Here is a 21,064-nt window from a genome sequence, read left to right as displayed (position 1 = left end):
CGGAAAGCCGGTGATCCGCGACGTGGCAGAGCTTGCGGGGGTGTCCCCCGCAACCGTCAGTCGCGCGCTCAACGGGCATCCGAACATCCGCGCCGAAAAGCGTGACGCGGTGCTGCAGGCGGCGCGGACGCTGGGCTATTCCAGCCATGCCCTCGCCGCGGCCCTGCGTCGCAAGAATTCCCGCACGGTGGGGGTGCTGCTGGCCCGCCAGGGCTCTCCCTTCGGATCGACCCTGCACCGGGCGATCGAAAGCGTCCTCGCGCCGCGCGGCTACCTCGCCATCGTCTGTTCCACCCACGCGGAACCGGAACGCGAACGGGCCTACGTGAAGATGCTGCTCGACATGGATCTGGGCGGTGTGATCATCCGCCCGGCCTCCTCCCTTGCCCTAGCGGCCCGCCACGCGGGACAGTTCGAACGGGCGGGCGTGCCGGTGGTCTTCTGCGAAACCGCGCCCGAAAACCGTAACGCCACTCATGTCGTCACCGACAACTTCGAAGGCGGGCGTGCCGCCATCAGGCACCTGCACGCGCTTGGCCACCGCGATATCGCGGTTCTGGTGAAGGACTGGGATCGCCGGGCCAAACCCGGCCGCCCCGGGTTCACGCGGGTGCAGGGCGCCCTGGCAGAGGCACGCGCCCTGGGCATTGCCGACCGCGTCCGCCTGGCGCCGGATGCCCCGGGCGAAAGGTTCGATTTCGGCCATGCCGCCACGGCGGCACTGCTGAAGCGGGGGCCGCTGCCCACGGCGCTTTTCGCCACGACGGACATGATGGGCCTCGGCGCCACGGCCTGCCTGCGCGAAGCGGGCTACGACGTGCCCGGCGACATCTCGGTGCTGGGCTATGACGGCATCCCCCTGGGCGGCATGACCCTGCCGCCGCTGGGAACCATGGACCAGCAGATCGAACGCCTGGGCGAAACCGCCGCCGAACTGCTGATCGGTCGCATGACCGGCACCGCCCCCGGCCCCCGGCAGATCTCCCTCGTGCCGGACCTGAAACTGCGAGACAGCCTCGGCATCTCGCCCGACCGGCGGCAGGGACACCGCCGACTTCCCCTGACCTGAGGACGCAAGAATGAAAGACGCAGAGCAGCCCCGCCCGGAATCCGCCCCGGTTTCCACCCCGGAACCCACCCTGGGCGCCGCCGCCGCAACACTGGCACGCCGGCATGCCCCGATCCTGATGCTGGATGGCGCCGAACCCTTCCGCCCGGATGCCGCCGCCATCACCCTGCTGGCCCCCGGCGAAGGCTCCCGCTCCTGCCGCCATGTGCCGCCCGCGCCGCAGGGCACGGCGCTGATCATCGAATATGCCCTCTGGTGGGACGGCGACATCCAGCACCTGTACGAACTGGAACATGTCTGGATCTGCCTCGATGACGAAGAACGCCCGCTGGCCTGCCTGGCCTCGGCCCACGGCGGGCTGCGGCAGCTGGCTCCGACCTGGCGCGGCCCCCGCCCTGTGCTCTTCTGCGAACCGGGCAAGCATGCCCATGCGGACAGCGCGGAGGCGGTGCTGACCCGCCGCGATGCCCTGACCCGGGCCTGCCTCTCCTGCGACGAACTCTGCGGCGTGCTGATCCCCGACATGCTGGCGGGGCCGCTCTCCTTCGTGTCCGCCTATGATCAGTTCCTGGGCCGTGAATACCTGAAAACCCTTCGCTTCACCCCCACCTTCGACTTCACGATCGAGACGGACTGCGCCGACCTCCTCTACCTGTCCTGGTCCGAACTGCGGGCGGAAATCCCCCGCGACCTGCGCGCCCGGCTGGAGGGGCTGCGCCGCCGCCGCCGGGGGCTGAAGGCGATCTTCCTCGACAGTGGCAACACGATGATCGACGAACCCAGCCAGACCTGGGACGGCGACCGGACCGATATCGTGCTGGCCGCCGATCCGATCCCGGGCGGCGAGACCCTGGTGACGGATCTTCAGGCGCGCGGGCACCTGGTGGCCCTTGTGGCCGACGGGCGCGAGGAAAGCTTTGCCAATGTCCACGGCGCCATGGGCTTCTGGGATCTGTTCGATGCGAAGGCGATTTCGGAGAACGTGGGCGCCTCGAAACCGCATCCGCGCATGTTTACCGAGGCGATGCGCAAACTGGGCTTGCGGCCCGAAGATGCGCCCGGCATCGTCATGCTTGGAAATAACATCAAGCGCGACATCCGCGGCGCCAATGCGCTCGGCCTGACCTCGGTCTGGCTGGATCGCAATGACCGCTACGATCGGGTGCCGGAGGGCAATCAGGACATGGCGGATCACGTGATCCACGACCTCGGGGCATTCCTGGCCCTGGTCGAGGCGCTGGACGCCGTGTCGGGCTGGGAACTGGAATGACACTGAACACTTCGACGCTCAGGTACTGGGCGCCGCCGCTGGTCTTCTTCGCCAACGGAATGGTCTACATGACCCTCTTCGCCCGCCTGCCGGACGTGACGGCGGCGGCGGGCATCGGTGCGGGGCAACTGGGCATGGCCATGGCGGCCCTGCCGGCGGGGGTGCTGCTGGCGCTCGTCGTCCTGCCGCGCCTCGCCGCCCGCTTCCCGGCAGAGGCCATCGCCAAGGTGATGCTGTGCTTCGTGCTGGGGGTGGCCATGCTGACCCAGTGGGCAGGGCTCTGGTCGCTGGCCGCGATCCTCTTTGCCTTCGGCTTCGGCCGCGAGGTGCTGGAACTGGCCCAGAACCAGCTTGCCCGGGCCTCCGAAGGGGTCGGCGGGCGCTCCCGCATGGCGCTGGCCCATGGCGGCTGGTCCATCGGCGGGCTGATCGCCACGGGCCTGGCCAGCCTGCTGATCGCCTGGCACGTGCCGGTGGCGCTGCACATGGCGCTGGTCTGCCTGCCGGGGATCGTGCTGGCCATCTCTGTGCTGGGGCGCGGCGAACGGCCCGCGCCGGTGGCCACCAAGCCCGGTCTGCCGCGGCCCGATGCCTATACCCGGCTGCTCTTCGGTGTCTCCCTGGGCTTCATGGCGACAGAGAACATGATCTACGCCTGGGCGCTCTTCTTCCTGCGGGACGAGGCGGGCTTTGCCCCGGCCTCGGCCACGCTGATCTACAGCAGCTTCGCGGCGGCGATGATCGTCATGCGCCTGCTGGGGGATCGCCTGCGTGATCGCGTGGCGATGCGCCCTCTCATGGCGATCCTGTCGGTCGTCGCGGTGGCGGGTCTGCTTCTGCTGGTGGCCGCCGCGCCGCTGACGGGGGGCGCGCAATGGCTGGCCGCCGGTATCGGCCTGGCGCTGACCGGTTCGGGGGTGGCCCTGAACGGACCGCTGATCGCCCGGGCAGCGCTGGATCACGGCTCGGCCAGCAGTTTTGCCGCACTTTCGGGCATGAACCTTGCCGCAGGCCTGCTGTTGCCGGTGCTCTTCGGCGGGCTCGCCGCCAGCTTCGGCTACTGGGCCTGTTTCGCCGCCTCGATCCCTCTCGTCCTTCTCAGCCTGGGCTTTTCCCGCAGGATCTGAGGGCCCTCTTGCCGGGCTTCCTGCCCTGTCATCGTGCCGTGCTCCGTCTGCCCTGCGCGGACGCAAGGTCGCACCTGCGTAAAAAAACACAGAATTGCTGGTGAAGACGCGACGGAAAGGTGATCCTGAACCGTAGCAAACCAAATGCCCCGGCCTGCGCATGCCTTCTCCCCCAGTGCCTGGCCGAAGATCCGGAGTTCTCATGACCGCTTTCCCCACCATGCCGCCCAGCCGAATGCTACGCAGGCTTTCCCTTCCCCTGCTGTTCAGTGTCCTGGCGGCGCCCGCCTTTGCACAGTTCCCCGGAATGGGTGGCGGCGGCCCCACCGAGGTTGGCGTGATCACCCTCGCGACCGAAGACGCGCCCTACCAGGTCACGCTGCCGGGACGTGCCGTCGCCCATGACCAGACGGATATCCGGCCCCGGGTCGAAGGCCTGGTGCAGGAAATCTCCTTCAAGGCGGGTGAGCGGGTCGAAGCAGGCGATGTCCTGTTCCGGCTCGATTCCGAAACCTACGACGTGAACCTCTCCGCCGCCGAGGCGGAGCTGGCCAGCGCAGAGGCCTCCCGCGATGATGCCCAGGCCACGGTCAACCGCTATGAACGCCTGGCCGGCGTCGGCGTCACCCAGTCCGATCTGGACAGCGCCAAGGCCGACCTCGCCAGCGCCGAGGCCTCGGTCAAATCCGCCGAAGCCAGCCTGAAATCCGCCAAGCTCGACCTGGACCGCACCGTGATCCGCAGCCCGATCGCCGGCATCGTCGACCTGTCCGAGGTCTCCGTCGGCGCGCTGGTCACCGCCAACCAGTCCGATGCCCTGACCACGGTCACCACCATGGATCCGATCTATGTGGACGTGCAGGAAAGCTCCGCCCGCATGCTGCGGGTCCGCAAGCGGATGGAAGACGGCACGCTGACCCCGGCCGACAACCTCGGCATCTCGCTCACCCTGGAAACCGGCGACACCTATGACGGCGAAGGCCAGCTGGTCAGCCCCAGCACCGATGTTTCCACCACCACCGGCACCATCGACTTCCGGATCGAGTTCGACAATCCCGACCGGGTGATCCTGCCGGGGCAGTTCCTGCGGGTGAAGATGACCCTGGGCATGACCACCGCGATCATGGTGCCGCAACGCGCCACCTCGCGCAGCGCCGACGGCTCGCTCACCGCCTTCATCGCGGTCGACGGCAAGGCGCAGCAGGTTGCCCTGACCTCCGCCGGGACCTGGCAGAATGCCTGGATCGTCACCGATGGCGTCTCCGACGGGGACCTGCTGATCGTGGACGGGCTGCAGAACCTGACCGACGGCGCCGAGGTCTCCACCGTTCCGGTGACCATCGACGAAGAGGGTCTGGTGCAGGACGCCGACACGGCAGCGGACGAGTAATCCCCGATGGTCAACTTCTTCATCCACCGACCCGTCTTCGCATGGGTTCTGGCCATCGTCACGATGCTGGCCGGGGCCTTCTCCTTCACGACCTTGCCGGTGTCGCAGTATCCCGACATCGCCCCCACGACGATCCGCATCTCGGCCACCTACTCCGGGGCCACCGCCGACGCCGTGCAGAACTCCGTGACCTCCACGATCGAAGATGCGCTGACCGGCATCGACGGCATGCTCTACATGACCTCCACCTCGCGGGAGGGGCGCGCCTCGATCCAGATGATCTTCGATGAAAGCGTCGATCCCGTCGATGCCCAGAACGAGGTGCAATCCAAGGTCAGCCAGATCGAAAGCCAGCTGCCCGACAAGGTGACGCAATCGGGCGTGACCGTCTCGCGCAGCTCCGACTCGATCCTGATGGTCGGCGCGCTGGTGTCCACCGATGGCAAGTATTCCACCATCGAACTGGGCAACATGCTGGAAAACATCGTCGAGGGGCCGGTCAAACGGACCACCGGCGTGGGCTCCATCCAGTCCTTCGGCTCCGGCTATGCCATGCGCATCTGGCTCGATCCGCTGTCGCTGGCGCAGTATCAGCTGACCCCCTCCGACGTGACCGATGCGGTCGAGGCGCAGAACACCACCGTCTCCGTCGGCTCCCTCGGCGACCTGCCGGTCACCACCGGCCAGCAGTTCACCGCGACCATCACGGCGCAAAGCCAGCTGACCTCGGCCGAGGAATTCGAACAGATCCTGCTCAAAACCGATGAAGACGGCTCCGCCGTCTACCTGGGCGATGTCGCCCGGGTCGAGATCGGGCAGGAAGACTACGGCTCCTCCTCGCTCTTCGATGGCGCCAATGCCTCCGGCTTCGGGGTGAACCTCGCCACCGGTGCCAACGCCGTCGATACCGCCGCGGCCGTGCGCGAAACCCTCGACGGGCTGGGCTCCGCGCTGCCCGACGGGGTCGAAGTGCGCTATGCCTACGACACCTCGCCCTTCGTGCAGGAATCCATCTCCAAGGTGGAACACACCCTGCTCGAAGCCATCGGGCTGGTCCTGATCGTGATCCTGGTCTTCCTGCAGAAATGGCGCGCGACGCTGATCCCGATCATCGCCGTGCCGGTGGTGCTTGCGGGCACCTTCGCGATCCTCGCCGCGCTCGGCTATTCCATCAACACGCTGACCATGTTCGCCATGGTGCTGGCCATCGGTCTGCTGGTCGATGACGCCATCGTCGTGGTGGAAAACGTCGAACGGGTGATGGAGGAAGAAGGCCTTCAGCCGCTCGAAGCGACGATCAAGTCCATGAGCCAGATCTCCGGCGCGCTCGTCGGGATCGCGGTCGTGCTCTCGGCCGTGTTCCTGCCGATGATCTTCTTCGGCGGCTCCACCGGGGTCATTTACCGGCAGTTCGCCGTCACCATCATCTCCGCCATGGTGCTGTCGGTGATCGTGGCGCTGATCCTGTCGCCGGCCATGTGCGCGACGCTGCTGAAGCCCGCCCACGGCAAGGGCATCGCCCCGGCACGCTGGTTCAACCGCAACTTCGACCGCATGAACACTGGCTACACCAGCGCGGTCAGCCGCCTGATCAAGGCGCCCTTCATCATGGTCATCGTCCTGGCGGGCATCATCTGGGGCGCTTCGACCGTCTACCAGAAACTGCCCTCCTCCTTCCTGCCGTCGGAAGACCAGGGCGTGCTGATGTCGATCATCTCCCTGACCGAAGGGTCGACCTCCGCGCAGACGGCGGCGGTCGTGGACGAGATCGACCAGTACCTGCGGAACGAGGAAAGCGACACGGTGGATTCCACCTTTGCGGCCCTCGGCTTCGGCTTCGGCGGGACCGGCCAGAACCAGGCGATGATGTTCATCAAGCTGAAGGGCTTCGAGGACCGCGAAGAGGCGGACCGTGCCGCGGGCGCGCTGATGATGCGGGCCAACATGCGCTTCGGCGCCCTGCGCGCGGGCCGTGTCTTCTTCATGATGCCGCCGGCCATTCCGGGCCTTGGCAACACCGCCGGCTTCTCCATGTACCTGGTCGACCAGGGCGGCAACGGGGCAGAGGCCGTGCGCCAGGCCGCGATCCAGCTGGAGCAACTGGCAAATGCCGACTCGCGGGTGGAAAACATTCGCCTTTCGGGGGATGAGGACGAAGCGGTCCTGCGCATCAACATCGACCAGCAGAAAGCCGAAAGCCTCGGCCTGACGCTGTCCGAGGTGAACTCGATGCTCTCGATCATCTTCTCCGGGTCCAACGTCAACGACTTCAACATGGCCGGCGACCTGCGCCCGGTCTACGTCCAGGCGGATGCCCAGTACCGGATGCAGCCCGAGGATATCGAGAAGTGGTATGCCCGGAACTCCGACGGTGAAATGGTGCCCTTCAACGCCTTCATGGAAACCCAGTGGGACAGCGCCTCGCCGCAGCTTGCCCGCTACGGTGGCACCGCCGCGATGAGCATTTCCGGCCAGAACGCCGATGGCACCTCTTCCGGCGGGGCCATGGACGCGATGGAGGAACTGGCAGCCCAGGTGCCCGGTGGCTACGGCGTCGCCTGGACCGGGCTCAGCTACCAGGAACGCCAGTCCGGCAACCAGGCGCCCTACCTCTACGCGCTTGCGGTTGTCGTGGTCTTCCTGTCGCTGGCCGCCCTCTACGAAAGCTGGTCGATCCCCTTCTCGGTGATGCTGGCGGTACCCGTGGGCATCCTGGGCGCGCTGCTCGCGGCGCATTTCGGCGGGCAGTCGAATGACGTCTATTTCAAGGTGGGCCTGCTGACGACAATCGGCCTGGCGGCGAAGAACGCGATCCTGATCGTCGAATTCGCCACCGACCTGGAGAAGAAGGGCATGCCCCTGCTGAAGGCGACGGTCGAAGCGGCGAAGCTGCGCCTGCGGCCGATCCTGATGACCTCCTTCGCCTTCATCCTGGGCGTCGTGCCCCTGGCCACGGCCAGCGGGGCAGGCGCCGCGGCCCAGAACGCCATCGGTATCGGTGTGCTGGGCGGCATGCTGGCGGCGACCTTCATCGGCGTCTTCATGGTGCCCAGCTTCTACGTCATCGTGCGCAAGCTGACCGACAAGAAGGCCCGCAAGCAGACGGCCTGATGCGGCTGGCAGAGACCTCAAATCAAAGGGCGGCCCCCGGGGCCGCCCTTTCTCTTTTCCACTGGCGTTCTGTCGCCCTCTATCCCGACGCAGGGCGGCCCCATTCAGGGGCCCCGGATCACGGGACAGGCGTCAGAAGTCGAAGATCTCGTCCAGCAGCGACTTTCGCTTCTTCTTCTTGTAGGATTTCCTGTCGTGGTAGCGGGCATCGCCATGGCTGACCGCGCGCGGGTCGTAGCGGTGATCGCCGTGATCCTCGCGGTAGGGTTCGCGATATTCCCGTACGGGGGCCGCGCGGCGCTGTGGCTGTGCGGGCGGGGTCGCGGCGGCGGTGCGTTCGATGATCTTGTCCAGTTCGCCCCGATCCAGCCAGACACCCCGGCATGTCGGGCAGTAGTCGATCTCGACCCCCTGCCTGTCGGTCATCAGCAATTCGGTTCCGTCCACCGGGCATCTCATCTCTGGCTCTCCTTCTGGTCCTGCCTTCCAGATGGGGCCGCCCCGCCGCAGGCGCAACTGCGGGGCAGGATGGGGGTGAAGAGTGGGGACCAGGCGCGTTAACCAACTATCTGGAAAAATTGAACCTTATGCTTTCGTATAGATGACGGGGCCGGGGTAAACGCGGTATTACATCCCTGTCAGGCAGCGATCCCCAGGGGCCCGCGGCCCGGCAGAACCGGCCGCCCCGGCGGGGCCGCCGCAACCGCGCAGAAGGGCCGAAGGCCCGCGCAGAGATCCGAACTCGACGGTGTGGGCCGCAGGCGCGTCCCTCCGTTGGCGGCCATCTCTCTCTCCACACCCGTCGGGCTCGGCCGAAGGGAAGAAAAGGAGATCGGGATGCGCCTTCTGGTAGCAGACACCACCTGGAATATCGCGGGCCTGGCCCATGCCATGGGCAAGGAAGGCTTCTACATCACCGAAGCAGGCTCCGGCGCCGAATTGCTGGAATATGCCTCCTCGGCGGAGCAGGACGCCATCCTGATCGACCCGGATCTGCCCGACATGGACGCGGGCGACCTGATTTCCCGGCTGCGCGCCGCCAATCCCCGCATGGTCATCGTCGTGGTCAGCCGCCGGCTGGAAGACAAGATGCGCACCATCTACATGGCCCGCGGTGCAGACGAACTGATCGAATGGCCCTCCAAGCCGATCGAGATCGCGGCCCGCCTGCGTGCCTACATCCGCCGGGCCAACGGCTTCTGCCACCCGGTGCTTGAGTGCGGTGAACTTGCGGTCAACGTCGAAGGGCGCACCGTCTTCTGGGGCGACATGCCGATCAAGCTGACCCGGCTGGAATACGAGCTGGTGGAAATGCTGGTCCTGCGTCACGGCGGCATGGTGACCCGCGATCAGGTCATGCTGCAGCTCTACGCCTGGCAGGATGAACCCGATCCCAAGATCATTGATGTCTACATCTGCCGGATCCGGGCCAAGCTCGCCGCGATCGGCGCGCCCGAAGATGTGCTCGTCACCGCCTTTGGCCAGGGTATCCGCATTCCCGTGCTCTCCACCCCGGCTGCCCGCAACGCGGCCTGATCGCCCCCCAACCGGCATCCCGAAAAGGCGGGCGGTGATCTTCGGATCGCCGCCCGCATCGCATGGGATGCCCGGTTTTGTTCATCTTCGTTATCAGAACATTAACCATCCTCCGGTGATCCTGAGACCCCGAAGGAGAAGCCGATGCCACTCCGCCCCTCTCAGGCCGGGCCGTCCCACGCCCCCACCGCTGCGCGCCTCTGCCCCCGCCTGTTGCTGCCGGGCCTGTTTCTGCCCGGCCTGTGGTTGGCGGCCCTGCTGCTCCTGCCGACCGGGCAGGGGGCCTCGGCGGGGGCCTGGCCCCGGGGGAAGGGCAATCACTTCACCACCTCCACCCTGCGCCTGGCATTTTCCGAAACCGGCGAGGCGGTGCAGTCCTTCAGCTATTTCCACGAATACGGCCTCACCGACCGGCTGACCCTGACCGGGGACCTCGGCGGGGCGATCTCGGGCCTGGACAAGCTGGTGCTCTCCCTCTCCGTGCCCTTGCCGGATCTCTGGGGGGTGAAGCTCGCCTTCGACATCGGGGGCGGCAAGATCGCCGGCCAGCAGGTGCTGCGCCCGGGGTTTTCCTTCGGTCGCGGCCTCTCCCGTCCCTCGGGCTGGCTCTCGGGCGAACTGGTGGCGGAGGTCTATGCCCAGACCGGGGCGATCGACTGGAAGTTCGATACCACCTTCGGCCTGAACGCGGGCGAACGGATGAAATACTATCTCCAGCTGCAGACGGGGCGCGGGCAGGGGGATCCGGTCTTTGCCCGGCTGGCAGGCTCCGCCGTGATCCGCCTGCGCGATGATCTCTACCTCGATATCGGCGGCTCTGCCGGGCTGGCCAATACCGATCCCTACCGGGTGAAGCTGGGGATCTGGAAGGAATTCTGATGGCCATACGCGGGCGTCCGCGCTAGGTCTCGGCCATGGCAGAAAAGAAGACAGACCCGATCCGGCCCACCGATGACGAGGCGCGTGCCCTGGCGCAGTCGCTGATCGCGGGGGCGCAGTTCGGCGCCCTGGCCACGGTGACCGACGGGGTGCCCATGGTGACCCGCATCGCCCTGGCCGTGGATCCCGACGGCACGCCCCTGACCCTGGTGTCGCGCCTCGCGGCCCATACCGCGCCGCTGCTGACGGGGGCGCCTGCCTCCCTGCTCATCGGCGAACCCGGCCCGAAGGGCGATCCGCTGACCCACCCGCGGCTGACGCTGCAATGCACGCCCGTCCCGCTGCTGCGCGAAGATCCCGCCTTCCAGGCCCTGGCTGATCACTACGTGCACCAGCGACCGAAATCGAAGCTCTACATCGGGTTCACGGATTTCCTGCTGGTGCGCTTCCGCCCGGAAGAGGCCCTGCTGAACGGCGGCTTCGGCAAGGCCTTCCGCCTGACCTCCGGCGACCTGTCCCCTAGTTCCTGAACAGGCAACCCTCCCGCGCCCGTGAATGCCGGGGCTGGCAGTGCATCAGACAGGTATCAGACGGCGGGGTCTGCGACTTCCAGCAGGCGCACGGCGTCGATCTTCCAGCCGCCGGCGGTCTGGATCATCAGGTACTCCAGCGTGAACAGGCGCCCGGCGTCATCTTCCATCTGCACCGGCTGCACCCTGCGGCTCGCCTCGTCGCGCTGCTGCATGTAGAACATCTCTCTCGGGGCGATGACCATCGGGTAGCCCCCGCGCAGCATGGCCTCGAAATTCTCGACCGTGCCGAAATGGCCCCGGATCCCCGGCGAGGCGAAATCGAAGGCCCCGGCAAAGTCGCCCTGCCTCAGGGCGTCGATCTGGGCATCAATGGTATCGCGGATCTCCTGACCTCCGCCCAGGCCCATGGCGCGGGCCGGACCGGTGACAAGACCGGTGGACAGGATTGCGACGGTAAACAGGATAGAAAGTGCAAGGCGCAGCATGACGACCTCCCTCGTTACCCCCATCACGGTAGCGCATGGTCACGCTGCGTCAAGAATACGTGAAAAAACCCGGCGGATCCGCGCCGTTGCATCCTGTTCGTAGCAGGCGCCATGGGCCAGCACCGCGCGTTCCGGCGCCCAGCCCAGGATGACCTCCAGATCCGCCCGCAGCGCCGCCTTGTCGAAGGTCGCCTGCATGTCCGGAGGCATCCGCCCGTCGGGCGTGGCGATCCCGGCCAGCCGGACCAGCGGCCGCATCCAGACGGGCAGTTTGGAGGGTTCGAAATTCTCGATGAAATCGGTCAGCACAAGGGTGCGTGACGGGGCATGAAGGAAGACCATCTCCTGCAGGACCCGGCTGCCAGTGACCAGGTGCCCCTGCAGCACGCCTTCCCAGGCCGCGCCCTGCACCAGCTCCTCCGCCGGGCCCAGTTCCACCCCGTGGGACGCTGCCCGCGCACGCACGCCGGGCGCCACCCAGGCCTGCGCCTGCGGGTAGCGCATTTGCCATTCCCCGAGAGAGGCATAGTGGATCGCATTCGGCGCCACCAGCTGCGTGACGGGGCCAAGCGCCTCGACCCGGGCCAGCAGGTCTTCGTCCGGGCGGATGGGCGAATGCACCCAGATCCCGCCCGAGGGCAGCCGCACCAATGTCATGCGCGTGGAAAAGGGCAGGCCGTAGAACCGGATATGCGGCCCGTCGACGATCCACAGGTCCTGACCAAAGGGCTTGGGCACCCCCAGCGGCTCATATCCCGTCGTCCGTGCCATGGCACACCTCCTGCCGCCACCCTCCGCCTCCGTCCGGAAAAAGGCAAGGGGCGCGAAAGGCAAGGGGCCGGTCCCTTTCGGAACCGGCCCCATCATGGCTCTGGATCCGGCCAACGGCCGCAGTCCTCAGGCGACGAAATCGCCCGCCAGGGCCTGGTCGATCAGATCCGCCGTTTCGGACACGCCGTAAAGCGCGATGAACCCGCCGAAGCGCGGGCCCTGGCTGGCGCCCAGCAGCACTTCGTACAGGCAGCTGAACCAGGCCTTCATCGGGTCGAAGCGTTCCCGCCCGACGGTGTAGACCACCGATTGCAGGGCCTCGTCCGTGGCCTCGCCGTCATAGGCCCGCAGGGCATCGCGCAGCGCTTCCAGCGCCTCGCGTTCCTGCTCGCTCGCCGCGCGGAAGACCTTCGTGGGCTTCACGAAGTCGTTGTAATAGGCCACGGCGAAGCCGGCCGCCTGGTCCATCTGCGGGTTCGTCTCGGGGCTGGCTTCCGGCGCGTAGCGGCGGATGAAGCCCCAGAGCGTCTCCTTGTCCTCGGCACCCGACACCGACGCCAGGTTCAGCAGCATCGAGAAGGGCACGACCAGATCGGAGGCCGGCACGTTGTGACCATGGATGTGGAACACCGGGTTCGCCATGCGGCCCTTGGCATCCTGATCGGCATAGGCGCGCAGCTGCTGGTGGTACTCGTCCATCGCCCGCGGGATCACGTCGAAGTACAGCCGCTTCGCCGTCTTCGGCTTCTGGTACATGAAGTAGGACAGCGACTCGGTGCTGGCATAGGTCAGCCATTCGTCGATCGAGATCCCGTTGCCGGAGGACTTGGAGATCTTCTGGCCCTTGTCGTCCAGGAACAGCTCATAGGTGAAATGTTCCGGCTTCTTGCCGCCCAGGATCTCGCAGATGCGGTCGTAGATCGGCGTGTTGGTGCTGTGGTCCTTGCCGTACATCTCGAAGTCGACGCCAAGCGCGGCCCAGCGGGCGCCGAAGTCGGGCTTCCACTGCAGCTTCACGTTGCCCCCGGTGACGGGCAGGGTCCATTCCTTCCCCTCCTCGTCATCGAAGGTGATCGTGTAGTCGTCGCGGTTGACGGACTTCATCGGCACGTACAGGACGCGGCCGGTCTCCGGATGGATCGGCAGGAAGATCGAATAGGTCGCCGCACGCTCCTCGCGCAGGGACTTCAGCATGACCTTCATCACGTCATCGTACTTGTCGACCGCGCGCTTGAGCACCTCGTCGAACTGGCCCGACTTGTAGAACTCGGTCGCGGAATAGAATTCGTACTCGAACCCGAAGGTGTCCAGGAACCGGCGCAGCATGGCGTTGTTGTGGTCGCCAAAGCTGTCGTGCGTCTCGAACGGATCGTAGACGCTGGTCAGCGGCTTCTGGATGTCTTCCTTCAGGCGGTCCTGGTTCGGCACGTTGCCCGGGATCTTGCGCATGCCGTCCATGTCATCGCTGAAGCAGATGAGCCGGGTGGGGATATCGCTGATCACCTCGAAGGCACGGCGGATCATCGTGGTGCGCAGCACCTCGCCGAAGGTCCCGATATGGGGCAGACCCGACGGGCCATAGCCCGTTTCAAACAGGACGTAGCCCTTTTCCGGCGCCTTCTTCTCGTAGCGCTTGGCAAGGCGGCGGGCCTCTTCGAAAGGCCAGGCTTTCGACTCCAATGCGGCTTGGCGCAGGTCGGACATGATTCTCTCCTTAGGGATTCGTCCCGCTCGGGGGCTTTGCGGGCACCGCGCTTCCTATTGTGCACGGGCCCGGTGGTCAATATTGTGAGCCCCGAACGGCCCCCGCACCCCTGAAAACATGGCGCCCGGGGACCGAAGGCGCCACCTACGCGACGAATGGCCGAGGATCCCGATGCCCAACGAACTCCCGCACTCCCTCTCGCCCCAGGACTGCCTCGTCCTGCTGATGATCTCGATCTCCGTGTCGGATGAAACCGTCCGCACCTCCGAGCTGATCAAGATCGAGAGCCAGGTGAACACCCTGCCGATCTTCGCCGATTACGACGACAGCCGGGTCAAGCTCATGTCCTCCATCGTCTTCGACCTCTTCGCGGAAGAGGACGGGCTGGATGCGCTCTTCGGCCTGATCCGCGACAACCTCCCCGACCGGCTCTATGAAACCGCCTATGCGCTGTGCTGCGACGTGGCGGCGGCGGATGGCACCCTGCGCGAAACCGAACTGCGCCTGCTGGAGGAAATGCGCTATGAGCTCGACCTCGACCGCCTCCACGCTGCCGCCATCGAACGCGGCGCCCGCGCGCGGCACCTGACGGAGTGATCTGTCCCGGGTGATTTGCCGCCCGGGCCGGGCTGATTTCGCCCGTTCCGGGCGAAGCCTCCGGCGGGGATATTTTTCGCCAGCAAATATATGGAAGACCCGCTTGACCGGCACCGTGGCACCCTGTCGGGGCGGTACGGGCAGTATCCCGATGATCGTGCAAGGAAATGGGCCTCTCGCTCCGTCATGGGCGAGGGGTTCTTTCACGTCTGGGACCGCTTTTGGGGGGCGGGCTTTGGGCCGGTCCGGCATTTTTGGGTGCCTTGTAGCGCCGACCGAAGGCCCCGGTTTTAGCGGAAAGCAGCCTGAAGATGCGCCTTGGTTTCATCGCTGAAACACCCGTCGGCGGGGGCGCGCGCAGGCCGGGCGGGGCTTTGCCGGGGCGGGCAGAGTCCGGAATTCCACCATTGATCGGCGGGCCGGGCGCCCCACATGTTAACTATGTTAACGCCAAGCCAGACGGACCCCAGGATGCGACGCTACGTCCTCATCATCGGTCTCGCCCTGCTCTGCGTCACCCCGATCGTGGGGTCGCTGATACACGGGTCTGACCTCTACGCCCGACCGCTCCCCGCGGAAATCACGACTCTGCCCGGCCCGGGCCAGAGTCACTAAGGCCCGAAGTCACTGGGACCCAGAGCCACCGGCGCCCGCGGCGCCTGGGTGGCAGGCCCCTGCGGCCGGGCCGAAGCCCTCACCCCAATTCGTAAAGATTGCCCCAGCGGTTCAGCAGCGCCTGCTGCAGGTGGCGCGCGCGGGCGGTCCAGGTGCGGCCCCCGGCGGGGCGTTCGCGTTCGGCCCGGGTCAGCGCATCGCGCCGCGCCACGTCGCCCGAAAGGATGGCAAAGACCATCTCGGACCCGTTGCGTGCGGTCATGTAGCCGGCCAGCCCGCTGACGAAGTTCAGCGTCCCGGTCTTGGCATCGGCGCTGAACCCCGGCGCGGATTCGATCCGCCCCTTGTCATCCAGCAGCTTCACCGGTTTCAGCAGCGGGCGCAGCCGGTCGTGGACATCGGGCGCCGACAGCAGCCGTACCAGGTCCCCCGTCGGGAAGCGGGAGCCGTCCCCCAGGCCGGAATGATCCACCATCGCCACCCGGGCCAGGCCCCGGGTCTGGCGGGCCCAGTCGCTCATCGCGCGGGCCGAGGCAGGGATGGAGGAGGGCGGCTGGCCCAGCCGTTTCGCCGTGGCCGTCAGCCCCAGAAGCTCCGCCGTCAGGTTGTTGGAATAGTAGAGCATCAGCCGCGCGATCTCTTCCAGCGGCGGGCTTTCGACCCGGGCCAGTTCGGCGGCGCCGGCGGGCAGATCGCCTGCGGCCTCCGGCGTCTTCAGCACGATGCCGTTGGACCGGGCCAGGATGGCAAAGACCTCTGCCGCATAGGCCGCCGGGCGGCGGACGGGCAGCCAGCGGGTGCCGCCGTTGCCAAGCGCGCCTTCGGCCACGGTCCAGTCGTCATGCCCGTCGCGATCCTCGTAGGTGTAGACCGGGCTGGCCCGGTCGACGATCTTCATGCGCGCCAGGCTGACCTCGGGCCGGTATTTCACGGTGCGGGCATCCATGCTGACCTGCCATTTGCCCGCCTGCTTCTCCCAGGAGAAATTGACCCGGTTGTAGTTCAGGTTCAGCGCCGAAACCCCGGGGTTGTAGCCCACGTGGTCGGGCTGGTCGGCATCGATCAGGCGCGCCTCCGGCAGGCTGGACCCGTGGTAGAGGAACCGCCCGCGCACCTCCCTCAGGCCCGCGTCCTTCAACTGCCCGGCGAGGTCGGCCAGGGCATCGGTATCCAGCCCCGGGTCGCCGCCGCCCACCAGCAGAAGATCCCCCTCCAGCACGCCATCGCGCAGGGTCCCGGTGCCCAGCACGCGGGTGGCAAAGCGGAATTGCGGGCCAAGGGTTTCCAGCGCGTAGAAGGCCGTCAGGCACTTGCCGACGCTGGCGGGGGGCAACATCTCGTTCGGGGCTATGCTTTCCACCAGGCTGGGCTGTCCGACACGGCCCAGGGCAAAGCTCGACACGCCGGTCAGCCGGGCGTCGTCCAGCAGGGTCTCCGGCGCAGGGACCTGGGCGGGGACCGGCGGCGTGCCGGGCCGGGCCTTTGGACGCAACGAGGTATCGGGGGCGGACGCCTGCAGCGGGGTGGCAAGGCCGGCAAGCAGCGCGGCCACGAAGCTGCGGCGGGAAAGGTCGGTGGTCGTCAAATGGGCACTCCTGCTCTCCCGCTGAACGCGTCTCCCGCTGAACTTCTAGCGGGGGGCAGGGGGGGCGGGCAAGGGCTGGCGCGGTGCGGGCGCCGCTACCGGCGTTCACAGCCGCGTCACTCGCCTTCCGGCTGTGTCGGCCCCCGGGTCCAGTCGCCGCTCGCGCGAATTTCGGAGGAAGACCGTGCCACCATCGGCATGTCGACGAAACACCAGGCCGGGGCCGGGCTGCCCGCCAGGCGGTGGCTTTCGGCGTCGCGGATCCGGGCGGCGCGGGCGATGCGCGCGGTGCGTGAATTGCGGGCCGCCATCCGGTCGCCGGGGCGCGACAGGATGCCGATGGTCACATTGTCCAGGATCCAGCGCCACTCCTGCCAGCGATTGAACTGCACCAGGTTGTCGGCGCCCATCAGCCAGGTGAAGGCGACGCCCGGGTAATGGGCCTGCAGGGCGCGCAGGGTGCGGGCGGTGTAGCGGGTGCCGAACCGGGCCTCCAGGTCCGTCACCTCGACCCGGGGGTGCTGCATCAGGGCGCGGGCGGCGTCCATCCGGCGCTCCAGCGGGGCGGGGCCCTGTGCCTTCAACGGGTTGCCGGGGCTGACCAGCCACCACACGCGGTCCAGGCCGAACCGCTTCAGCCCTTCCCGGGTGATGTGCACATGGCCTTCGTGCGGGGGGTCGAAGGACCCGCCAAGCAGGCCGATGCGCTCTCCCGGTCGCGCGAAGGGGCGGCGGTGGCTGGATGTCATCGGGGCTCCTGCGCGGGACCTGCGGCAGGGCCCGTGGCCGGGGGCGCTGCTGGGTCCGTCGGGGTCATCGGAAGAGGATCGGCGGCCTGTTTGCGCGGCCCCTGGCGGGCCGCCCTGGCGCTGGATGTGGCCGGAAGTCGCCCGAAAGTCAAAGTAAAACCGTAGGAAAGGCGGGCCGGTTGCGGCCCGGCAGCCAGGGCGCGCGCCCTGAAAGCGCCGTCCCTGGCCCTTCGGCTTGTCGTCAGCGCGTCTCGGGGCCTGCCAGGGGCTGCTGCGTCGGGCCCTTCAGGGGCGGATGCACCGGGATCCGTCCGCCGGCCGTGCCGCTGCGCCGCGCGGCTTGGGCGCGGGCGCGCGCCGTGGCCCGCTTGCGGCCATCGCCGGGCGGGGCGCTGCGGCCTGCCTCCCGCGGGCGGCGCGCCTCCAGGAAATGGCCCAGGGTGGTCAGCCCCGGCACGTTGTCGCAAAGCACCTTGACGAAGACCAGCAGCGGCACAGCCAGCACCGCCCCCGCCGCCCCCCAGAGCCAGGCCCAGAAAACCACCGCGATGAAGACCGCCGCCGTGTTCAGCTGCAGGTGGCGCCCGACCAGCCAGGGGGTGATCATCTGCCCCTCGATCGAGGTCAGGAACAGGTAGACCGCCGGTACCAGCAGGGCCTGCCCGGTGCTGTCGATGGTCACCAGCGCCACCGCCGTGGCCACCACCACGCCGATGATCGCGCCCAGGTAGGGCAGGTAGTTCAGCAGGAAGGCCGCCACCCCCCACAGCAGGGCATAGGGCATGCCCAGCAGGTGCAGCGCCAGCCCGACACAGACGCCGAGGCCCGCGTTGATCACCGTGATCGCCGCCAGGTAGCGCGAAATCTGCCGCTCCACGTCCTTGCTGATCCGGGCCGCCCGCCGCTTGCGCCTGAAATCGGGGAAGCTCTGGACCAGCCGCGCGCGAAAGGCATCGCCCATGGACAGCAGGAACATGGCAAAGAGCAGGGCAACCGCCAGCACCGTGCCGGAGGTCGCCAGCGAACTCAGCGCCGTCTGAAGGAAGCTGGTGGCGGGGGTGACCACCACCGTCTGATCCTCCTCCGAAGCCGGGTCATTGTTGCCCGTGGCCATCTGGCTCATCTGTTCGGAGGCCTCGCGCAGCTGTTCCACGTTGTGCATCACGTTCCACAGCTTCAGCCGCAGCTCCTGCTGGATCTGCGGCGCTTCCTCGATCAGGGTCTGGGCGGGCAGGCGCATCAGGTAGAACCCATAGGCGGATCCGGCGCCGATGGTGACGATGATCAGCACCGCCGACAGGGCCTGCGGCACGCCGCGCTGCGCCAGCCAGCGCACGACGGGGCTCAGCGTCAGGGAAATCAGGAAGCCCAGAAGGACCGGCAGCACCACGGTCTTGGCCACGTAGACCGACCAGAGCGAGAAGAGGATCAGCAACCCGGCCAGCAAGACCTCTATGCGGTGTAGGATTACCAGACGGCTTTCGGCTTCTCCCCTGTCGGGGGACTGGTCGGTCGGCATGTAGCGCTCCTGCAGGGACCCGGCCCGATCCGGATCTTGCACCCAACGTGCCGCAGGGGGTCAGGGTTCCGTGCCGTCCCGCGTTCCGTGCCATCCCGCCGGACTTCCTCGGTTCAGGGGACCAATTCAGGGGACCAGTTCTGGACGCCGGGTCAAGATCGCCGGGCCGGGGGCCCCGGGTCGGGGGTGGCAGTTGAGGGTTCCCGGCACGCAGGAGCCCGGCAACAGGGGGCCCAGGGCGCAGTGGCCCAGGAACAGGGAGGGCAGGAACAGGGGGCCCAGGAACAGGGGGCGGGACACAGCAGCCCGGCGAAAGGGTCCCCAGGGTGCAGTGGCTCAGGAACAGCAGCCCAGAAACAGCAGCGCAGGAACAGAGGCCCCGGCACAGGGGCCACGCGCAGGGGCCAGGTACAGGGGGCCAGGCACAGGGCGTCCGTGGCCCCCTGGGTGCGGCGGCCCTGGAAGGGCCGCCTTCCCGTTATCAGCCGTAGCGCCGTGCGCCCGGGGCGGCGGCCTTGCCGCCTCCTTCCAGCCGGAACTGCGACACCAGCCCGCTCAGCGCCTGGCTCTGGTCGCGCAGCCGCACCGCCTCGGCCGTGGTTTCCTCCGACATGGAGGCGTTCTGCTGGGTCAGGTCGCTGCTGTGCGACACCTCCTGGCCGACGGCGGAAATCCCCTTGGACTGCGCCTCGGCCGATTTGGTGATCTCCTCCAGCAGCATGTCGATTTCCATCACCTTTTCCCGCGCGACGCTCAGCGCATTGCTGGTCTCATCCACCAGCTTTTCGCCCTTCTGCACCTGGTCCACGCTCTGATCGATCAGGTCGCGGATCGTCTTGGCCGCCTCCGCCGACCGCTGCGCCAGCGACCGCACCTCGGTCGCGACCACGGCAAAGCCGCGCCCGGCCTCGCCCGCCCGCGCGGCCTCCACGCCTGCGTTCAACGCCAGAAGGTTGGTCTGCATCGCGATGGTGTCGATGACCGAAACGATCTTGCTGATTTCCCGCGACGATCCGGAAATCTCCTGCATCGCGCTCTGGGTCTGCTGCATCACCTCGGTCGACCGGGTGACCATGCCGCGCGCCTCGCTCGCGGCGCCGGCGGCCATGCTGGCGCCCTCGTTGGTGGCCGAAATCGTCTCCCGGATGTTGTTCAGCGCACCCGCGCTGCGATCCAGCGCAGAGGCCTGCTGCTCCGTCCGGCGCGCCAGCGCCTCGATCGCCGCGGCGATATGCTCGCTGCCCTGGCTGACATCGCCGGAGGCATTGTGGATATCGCACAGGGCGGCATGCAGGGTCGTCGTCGCCTCGTTGAAATCCTGCTTGGCGCGGGCGATCTTGTGGGGCGCGTCGCTGCCGATGCGATAGGTCAGATCGCCCTTGGCCAGGCTGGTCAGCGCCTGGGCCAGCACATCCATGCCCTTCTGGTCGGCCTCCGCCTCCGCCTGGAAGAAATGGTGCATCGCCACCGCCACGTCGGCAAAGATCGCCACCATCAGCTGCCGGGTCATCGCGGCGCGCTTGCCCTCTCCCTTGGATGCGGCGGCCGACTGCAGCGCCACCATCAGCTCCCCCGCGTAGACCGCGTAGCCCTGCAGGTACTTGGGAAAGGGGGTGTTGCGCGCGATATCCTCCGCCAGTTCCGCCTGTTCGGCGAAATAGGCCGGGCTGAAATCCCCGGTGGAGATGCGGTTGAACTTCCGCAGCTCCTTTTCGTACAGCGCATCGGGCACCGACCGCAGGCTCGGGTCGACCACCGAGTAGGCCTTCAGCAGCACGTCGCGCAGCTGGCGCACGACCAGCCCGTTCAGCTCCTGCCCAAGGCGCTTCTCGTCATTGCTCCACTGGCGGGTTTCCTGTTCGATCGTCACGTCGGCCTCGCTTCCCAGATCCGGCCCCGCATGCACCCAGGGGCTTCGCCCGGACCATAGGCGGCCAATCCTTTGCACCGGGTAAACGGATCACCGGCAACTGAGATTTCGAAGGCTGGGGGGCGCAGGCAGGGGGCGGGCATTGTCCGGGGCAGGCGTCGCGCCGCGATATGCGCCCCGATATGCACCCCGTCTTCGGCCGCGTCCCGGGTCTCGTCTTCTGCCCCGCCAGGCAGCCCACCCCGGGCCAGGT

General features: G+C 67.5%; 17 protein-coding genes. 9 read left to right on the top strand and 8 right to left on the bottom strand.

Annotated elements, in window-relative coordinates; translation table 11 throughout:
* Positions 1-10: 10 nt before the first annotated feature.
* The 5 genes from AC2IR1_RS20660 (at position 11) to AC2IR1_RS20640 (ending at position 7,967) form a co-directional block, all read left to right on the top strand.
* On the top strand, positions 11-1,069 hold the full coding sequence (locus tag AC2IR1_RS20660; protein ID WP_486473863.1) for a LacI family DNA-binding transcriptional regulator: 1,059 nt from the start codon (positions 11-13) through the stop codon (positions 1,067-1,069).
* Positions 1,070-1,079: 10 nt separating this feature from the next.
* Positions 1,080-2,339 carry an HAD family hydrolase gene (locus AC2IR1_RS20655; RefSeq protein ID WP_486473862.1) on the top strand — a complete coding sequence of 420 codons (1,260 nt, stop codon included), beginning with the start codon at positions 1,080-1,082 and terminating at the stop codon, positions 2,337-2,339.
* Positions 2,336-3,466, top strand: coding sequence for an MFS transporter (locus AC2IR1_RS20650; protein WP_486473861.1), 1,131 nt, complete (start codon positions 2,336-2,338; stop codon positions 3,464-3,466). The genes AC2IR1_RS20655 and AC2IR1_RS20650 overlap by 4 nt, the downstream gene beginning before the upstream one ends.
* 202 nt (positions 3,467-3,668) lie before the next feature.
* Positions 3,669-4,856: an efflux RND transporter periplasmic adaptor subunit gene (locus AC2IR1_RS20645; protein ID WP_486473860.1), complete on the top strand. Its 1,188-nt coding sequence runs from the start codon at positions 3,669-3,671 to the stop codon at positions 4,854-4,856.
* 6 nt (positions 4,857-4,862) lie between these two features.
* Positions 4,863-7,967, top strand: coding sequence for an efflux RND transporter permease subunit (locus tag AC2IR1_RS20640; RefSeq protein WP_486473859.1), 3,105 nt, complete (start codon positions 4,863-4,865; stop codon positions 7,965-7,967).
* A gap of 132 nt (positions 7,968-8,099) precedes the next feature.
* On the opposite strand, the gene AC2IR1_RS20635 is transcribed toward AC2IR1_RS20640, so the two are convergent.
* A complete protein-coding gene (locus AC2IR1_RS20635; RefSeq protein WP_486473858.1) occupies positions 8,100-8,426 on the bottom strand; it encodes a TFIIB-type zinc ribbon-containing protein in 327 nt (108 codons plus the stop codon).
* Positions 8,427-8,804: 378 nt separating this feature from the next.
* On the opposite strand from AC2IR1_RS20635, the gene AC2IR1_RS20630 reads away from it, so the two are divergent.
* From AC2IR1_RS20630 to AC2IR1_RS20620, 3 genes are all read left to right on the top strand, one after another.
* Positions 8,805-9,503: a response regulator transcription factor gene (locus AC2IR1_RS20630; RefSeq protein WP_486473857.1), complete on the top strand. Its 699-nt coding sequence runs from the start codon at positions 8,805-8,807 to the stop codon at positions 9,501-9,503.
* 144 nt (positions 9,504-9,647) lie between these two features.
* Positions 9,648-10,382 carry a hypothetical protein gene (locus AC2IR1_RS20625; protein ID WP_486473856.1) on the top strand — a complete coding sequence of 245 codons (735 nt, stop codon included), beginning with the start codon at positions 9,648-9,650 and terminating at the stop codon, positions 10,380-10,382.
* 35 nt (positions 10,383-10,417) lie between these two features.
* Positions 10,418-10,912, top strand: coding sequence for a HugZ family pyridoxamine 5'-phosphate oxidase (locus AC2IR1_RS20620; RefSeq protein WP_486473855.1), 495 nt, complete (start codon positions 10,418-10,420; stop codon positions 10,910-10,912).
* A gap of 56 nt (positions 10,913-10,968) precedes the next feature.
* On the opposite strand, the gene AC2IR1_RS20615 is transcribed toward AC2IR1_RS20620, so the two are convergent.
* From AC2IR1_RS20615 to AC2IR1_RS20605, 3 genes are all read right to left on the bottom strand, one after another.
* Positions 10,969-11,400 (bottom strand): DUF4864 domain-containing protein, encoded by a 432-nt coding sequence (locus AC2IR1_RS20615; protein ID WP_486473854.1) that lies wholly within the window; start codon positions 11,398-11,400, stop codon positions 10,969-10,971.
* Positions 11,401-11,439: 39 nt separating this feature from the next.
* Positions 11,440-12,171 carry a DUF4336 domain-containing protein gene (locus tag AC2IR1_RS20610; protein WP_486473853.1) on the bottom strand — a complete coding sequence of 244 codons (732 nt, stop codon included), beginning with the start codon at positions 12,169-12,171 and terminating at the stop codon, positions 11,440-11,442.
* 126 nt (positions 12,172-12,297) lie between these two features.
* Positions 12,298-13,875 (bottom strand): lysine--tRNA ligase, encoded by a 1,578-nt coding sequence (locus AC2IR1_RS20605; protein WP_486473852.1) that lies wholly within the window; start codon positions 13,873-13,875, stop codon positions 12,298-12,300.
* 172 nt (positions 13,876-14,047) lie between these two features.
* Between AC2IR1_RS20605 and AC2IR1_RS20600 the strand changes: the two genes are divergently transcribed.
* The gene (locus AC2IR1_RS20600) at positions 14,048-14,473 is read left to right on the top strand and encodes a tellurite resistance TerB family protein (protein WP_486473851.1); all 426 of its coding nucleotides are present in this window, start codon (positions 14,048-14,050) and stop codon (positions 14,471-14,473) included.
* Between the two features lie 694 nt (positions 14,474-15,167).
* Here AC2IR1_RS20600 and dacB read toward each other — a convergent pair.
* From dacB to AC2IR1_RS20580, 4 genes are all read right to left on the bottom strand, one after another.
* Positions 15,168-16,673 (bottom strand): D-alanyl-D-alanine carboxypeptidase/D-alanyl-D-alanine endopeptidase, encoded by a 1,506-nt coding sequence (gene dacB, locus AC2IR1_RS20595; protein ID WP_486473850.1) that lies wholly within the window; start codon positions 16,671-16,673, stop codon positions 15,168-15,170.
* A 116-nt stretch (positions 16,674-16,789) separates the two neighbouring features.
* Positions 16,790-17,422 (bottom strand): nicotinate-nucleotide adenylyltransferase, encoded by a 633-nt coding sequence (locus AC2IR1_RS20590; protein ID WP_486473849.1) that lies wholly within the window; start codon positions 17,420-17,422, stop codon positions 16,790-16,792.
* A 241-nt stretch (positions 17,423-17,663) separates the two neighbouring features.
* On the bottom strand, positions 17,664-18,941 hold the full coding sequence (locus tag AC2IR1_RS20585) for an AI-2E family transporter (RefSeq protein WP_486473848.1): 1,278 nt from the start codon (positions 18,939-18,941) through the stop codon (positions 17,664-17,666).
* Between the two features lie 481 nt (positions 18,942-19,422).
* Entirely contained in the window at positions 19,423-20,811 is a 1,389-nt protein-coding gene (locus AC2IR1_RS20580; protein WP_486473847.1) for a methyl-accepting chemotaxis protein, read from the bottom strand.
* Positions 20,812-21,064 lie beyond the last annotated feature (253 nt).

It is taken from the genome of Pseudooceanicola sp. NS-SX8 (assembly GCF_057380755.1).
Note: the sequence above shows the minus strand (reverse complement) of the source record. Positions and strands in the feature narration are given on the sequence as shown.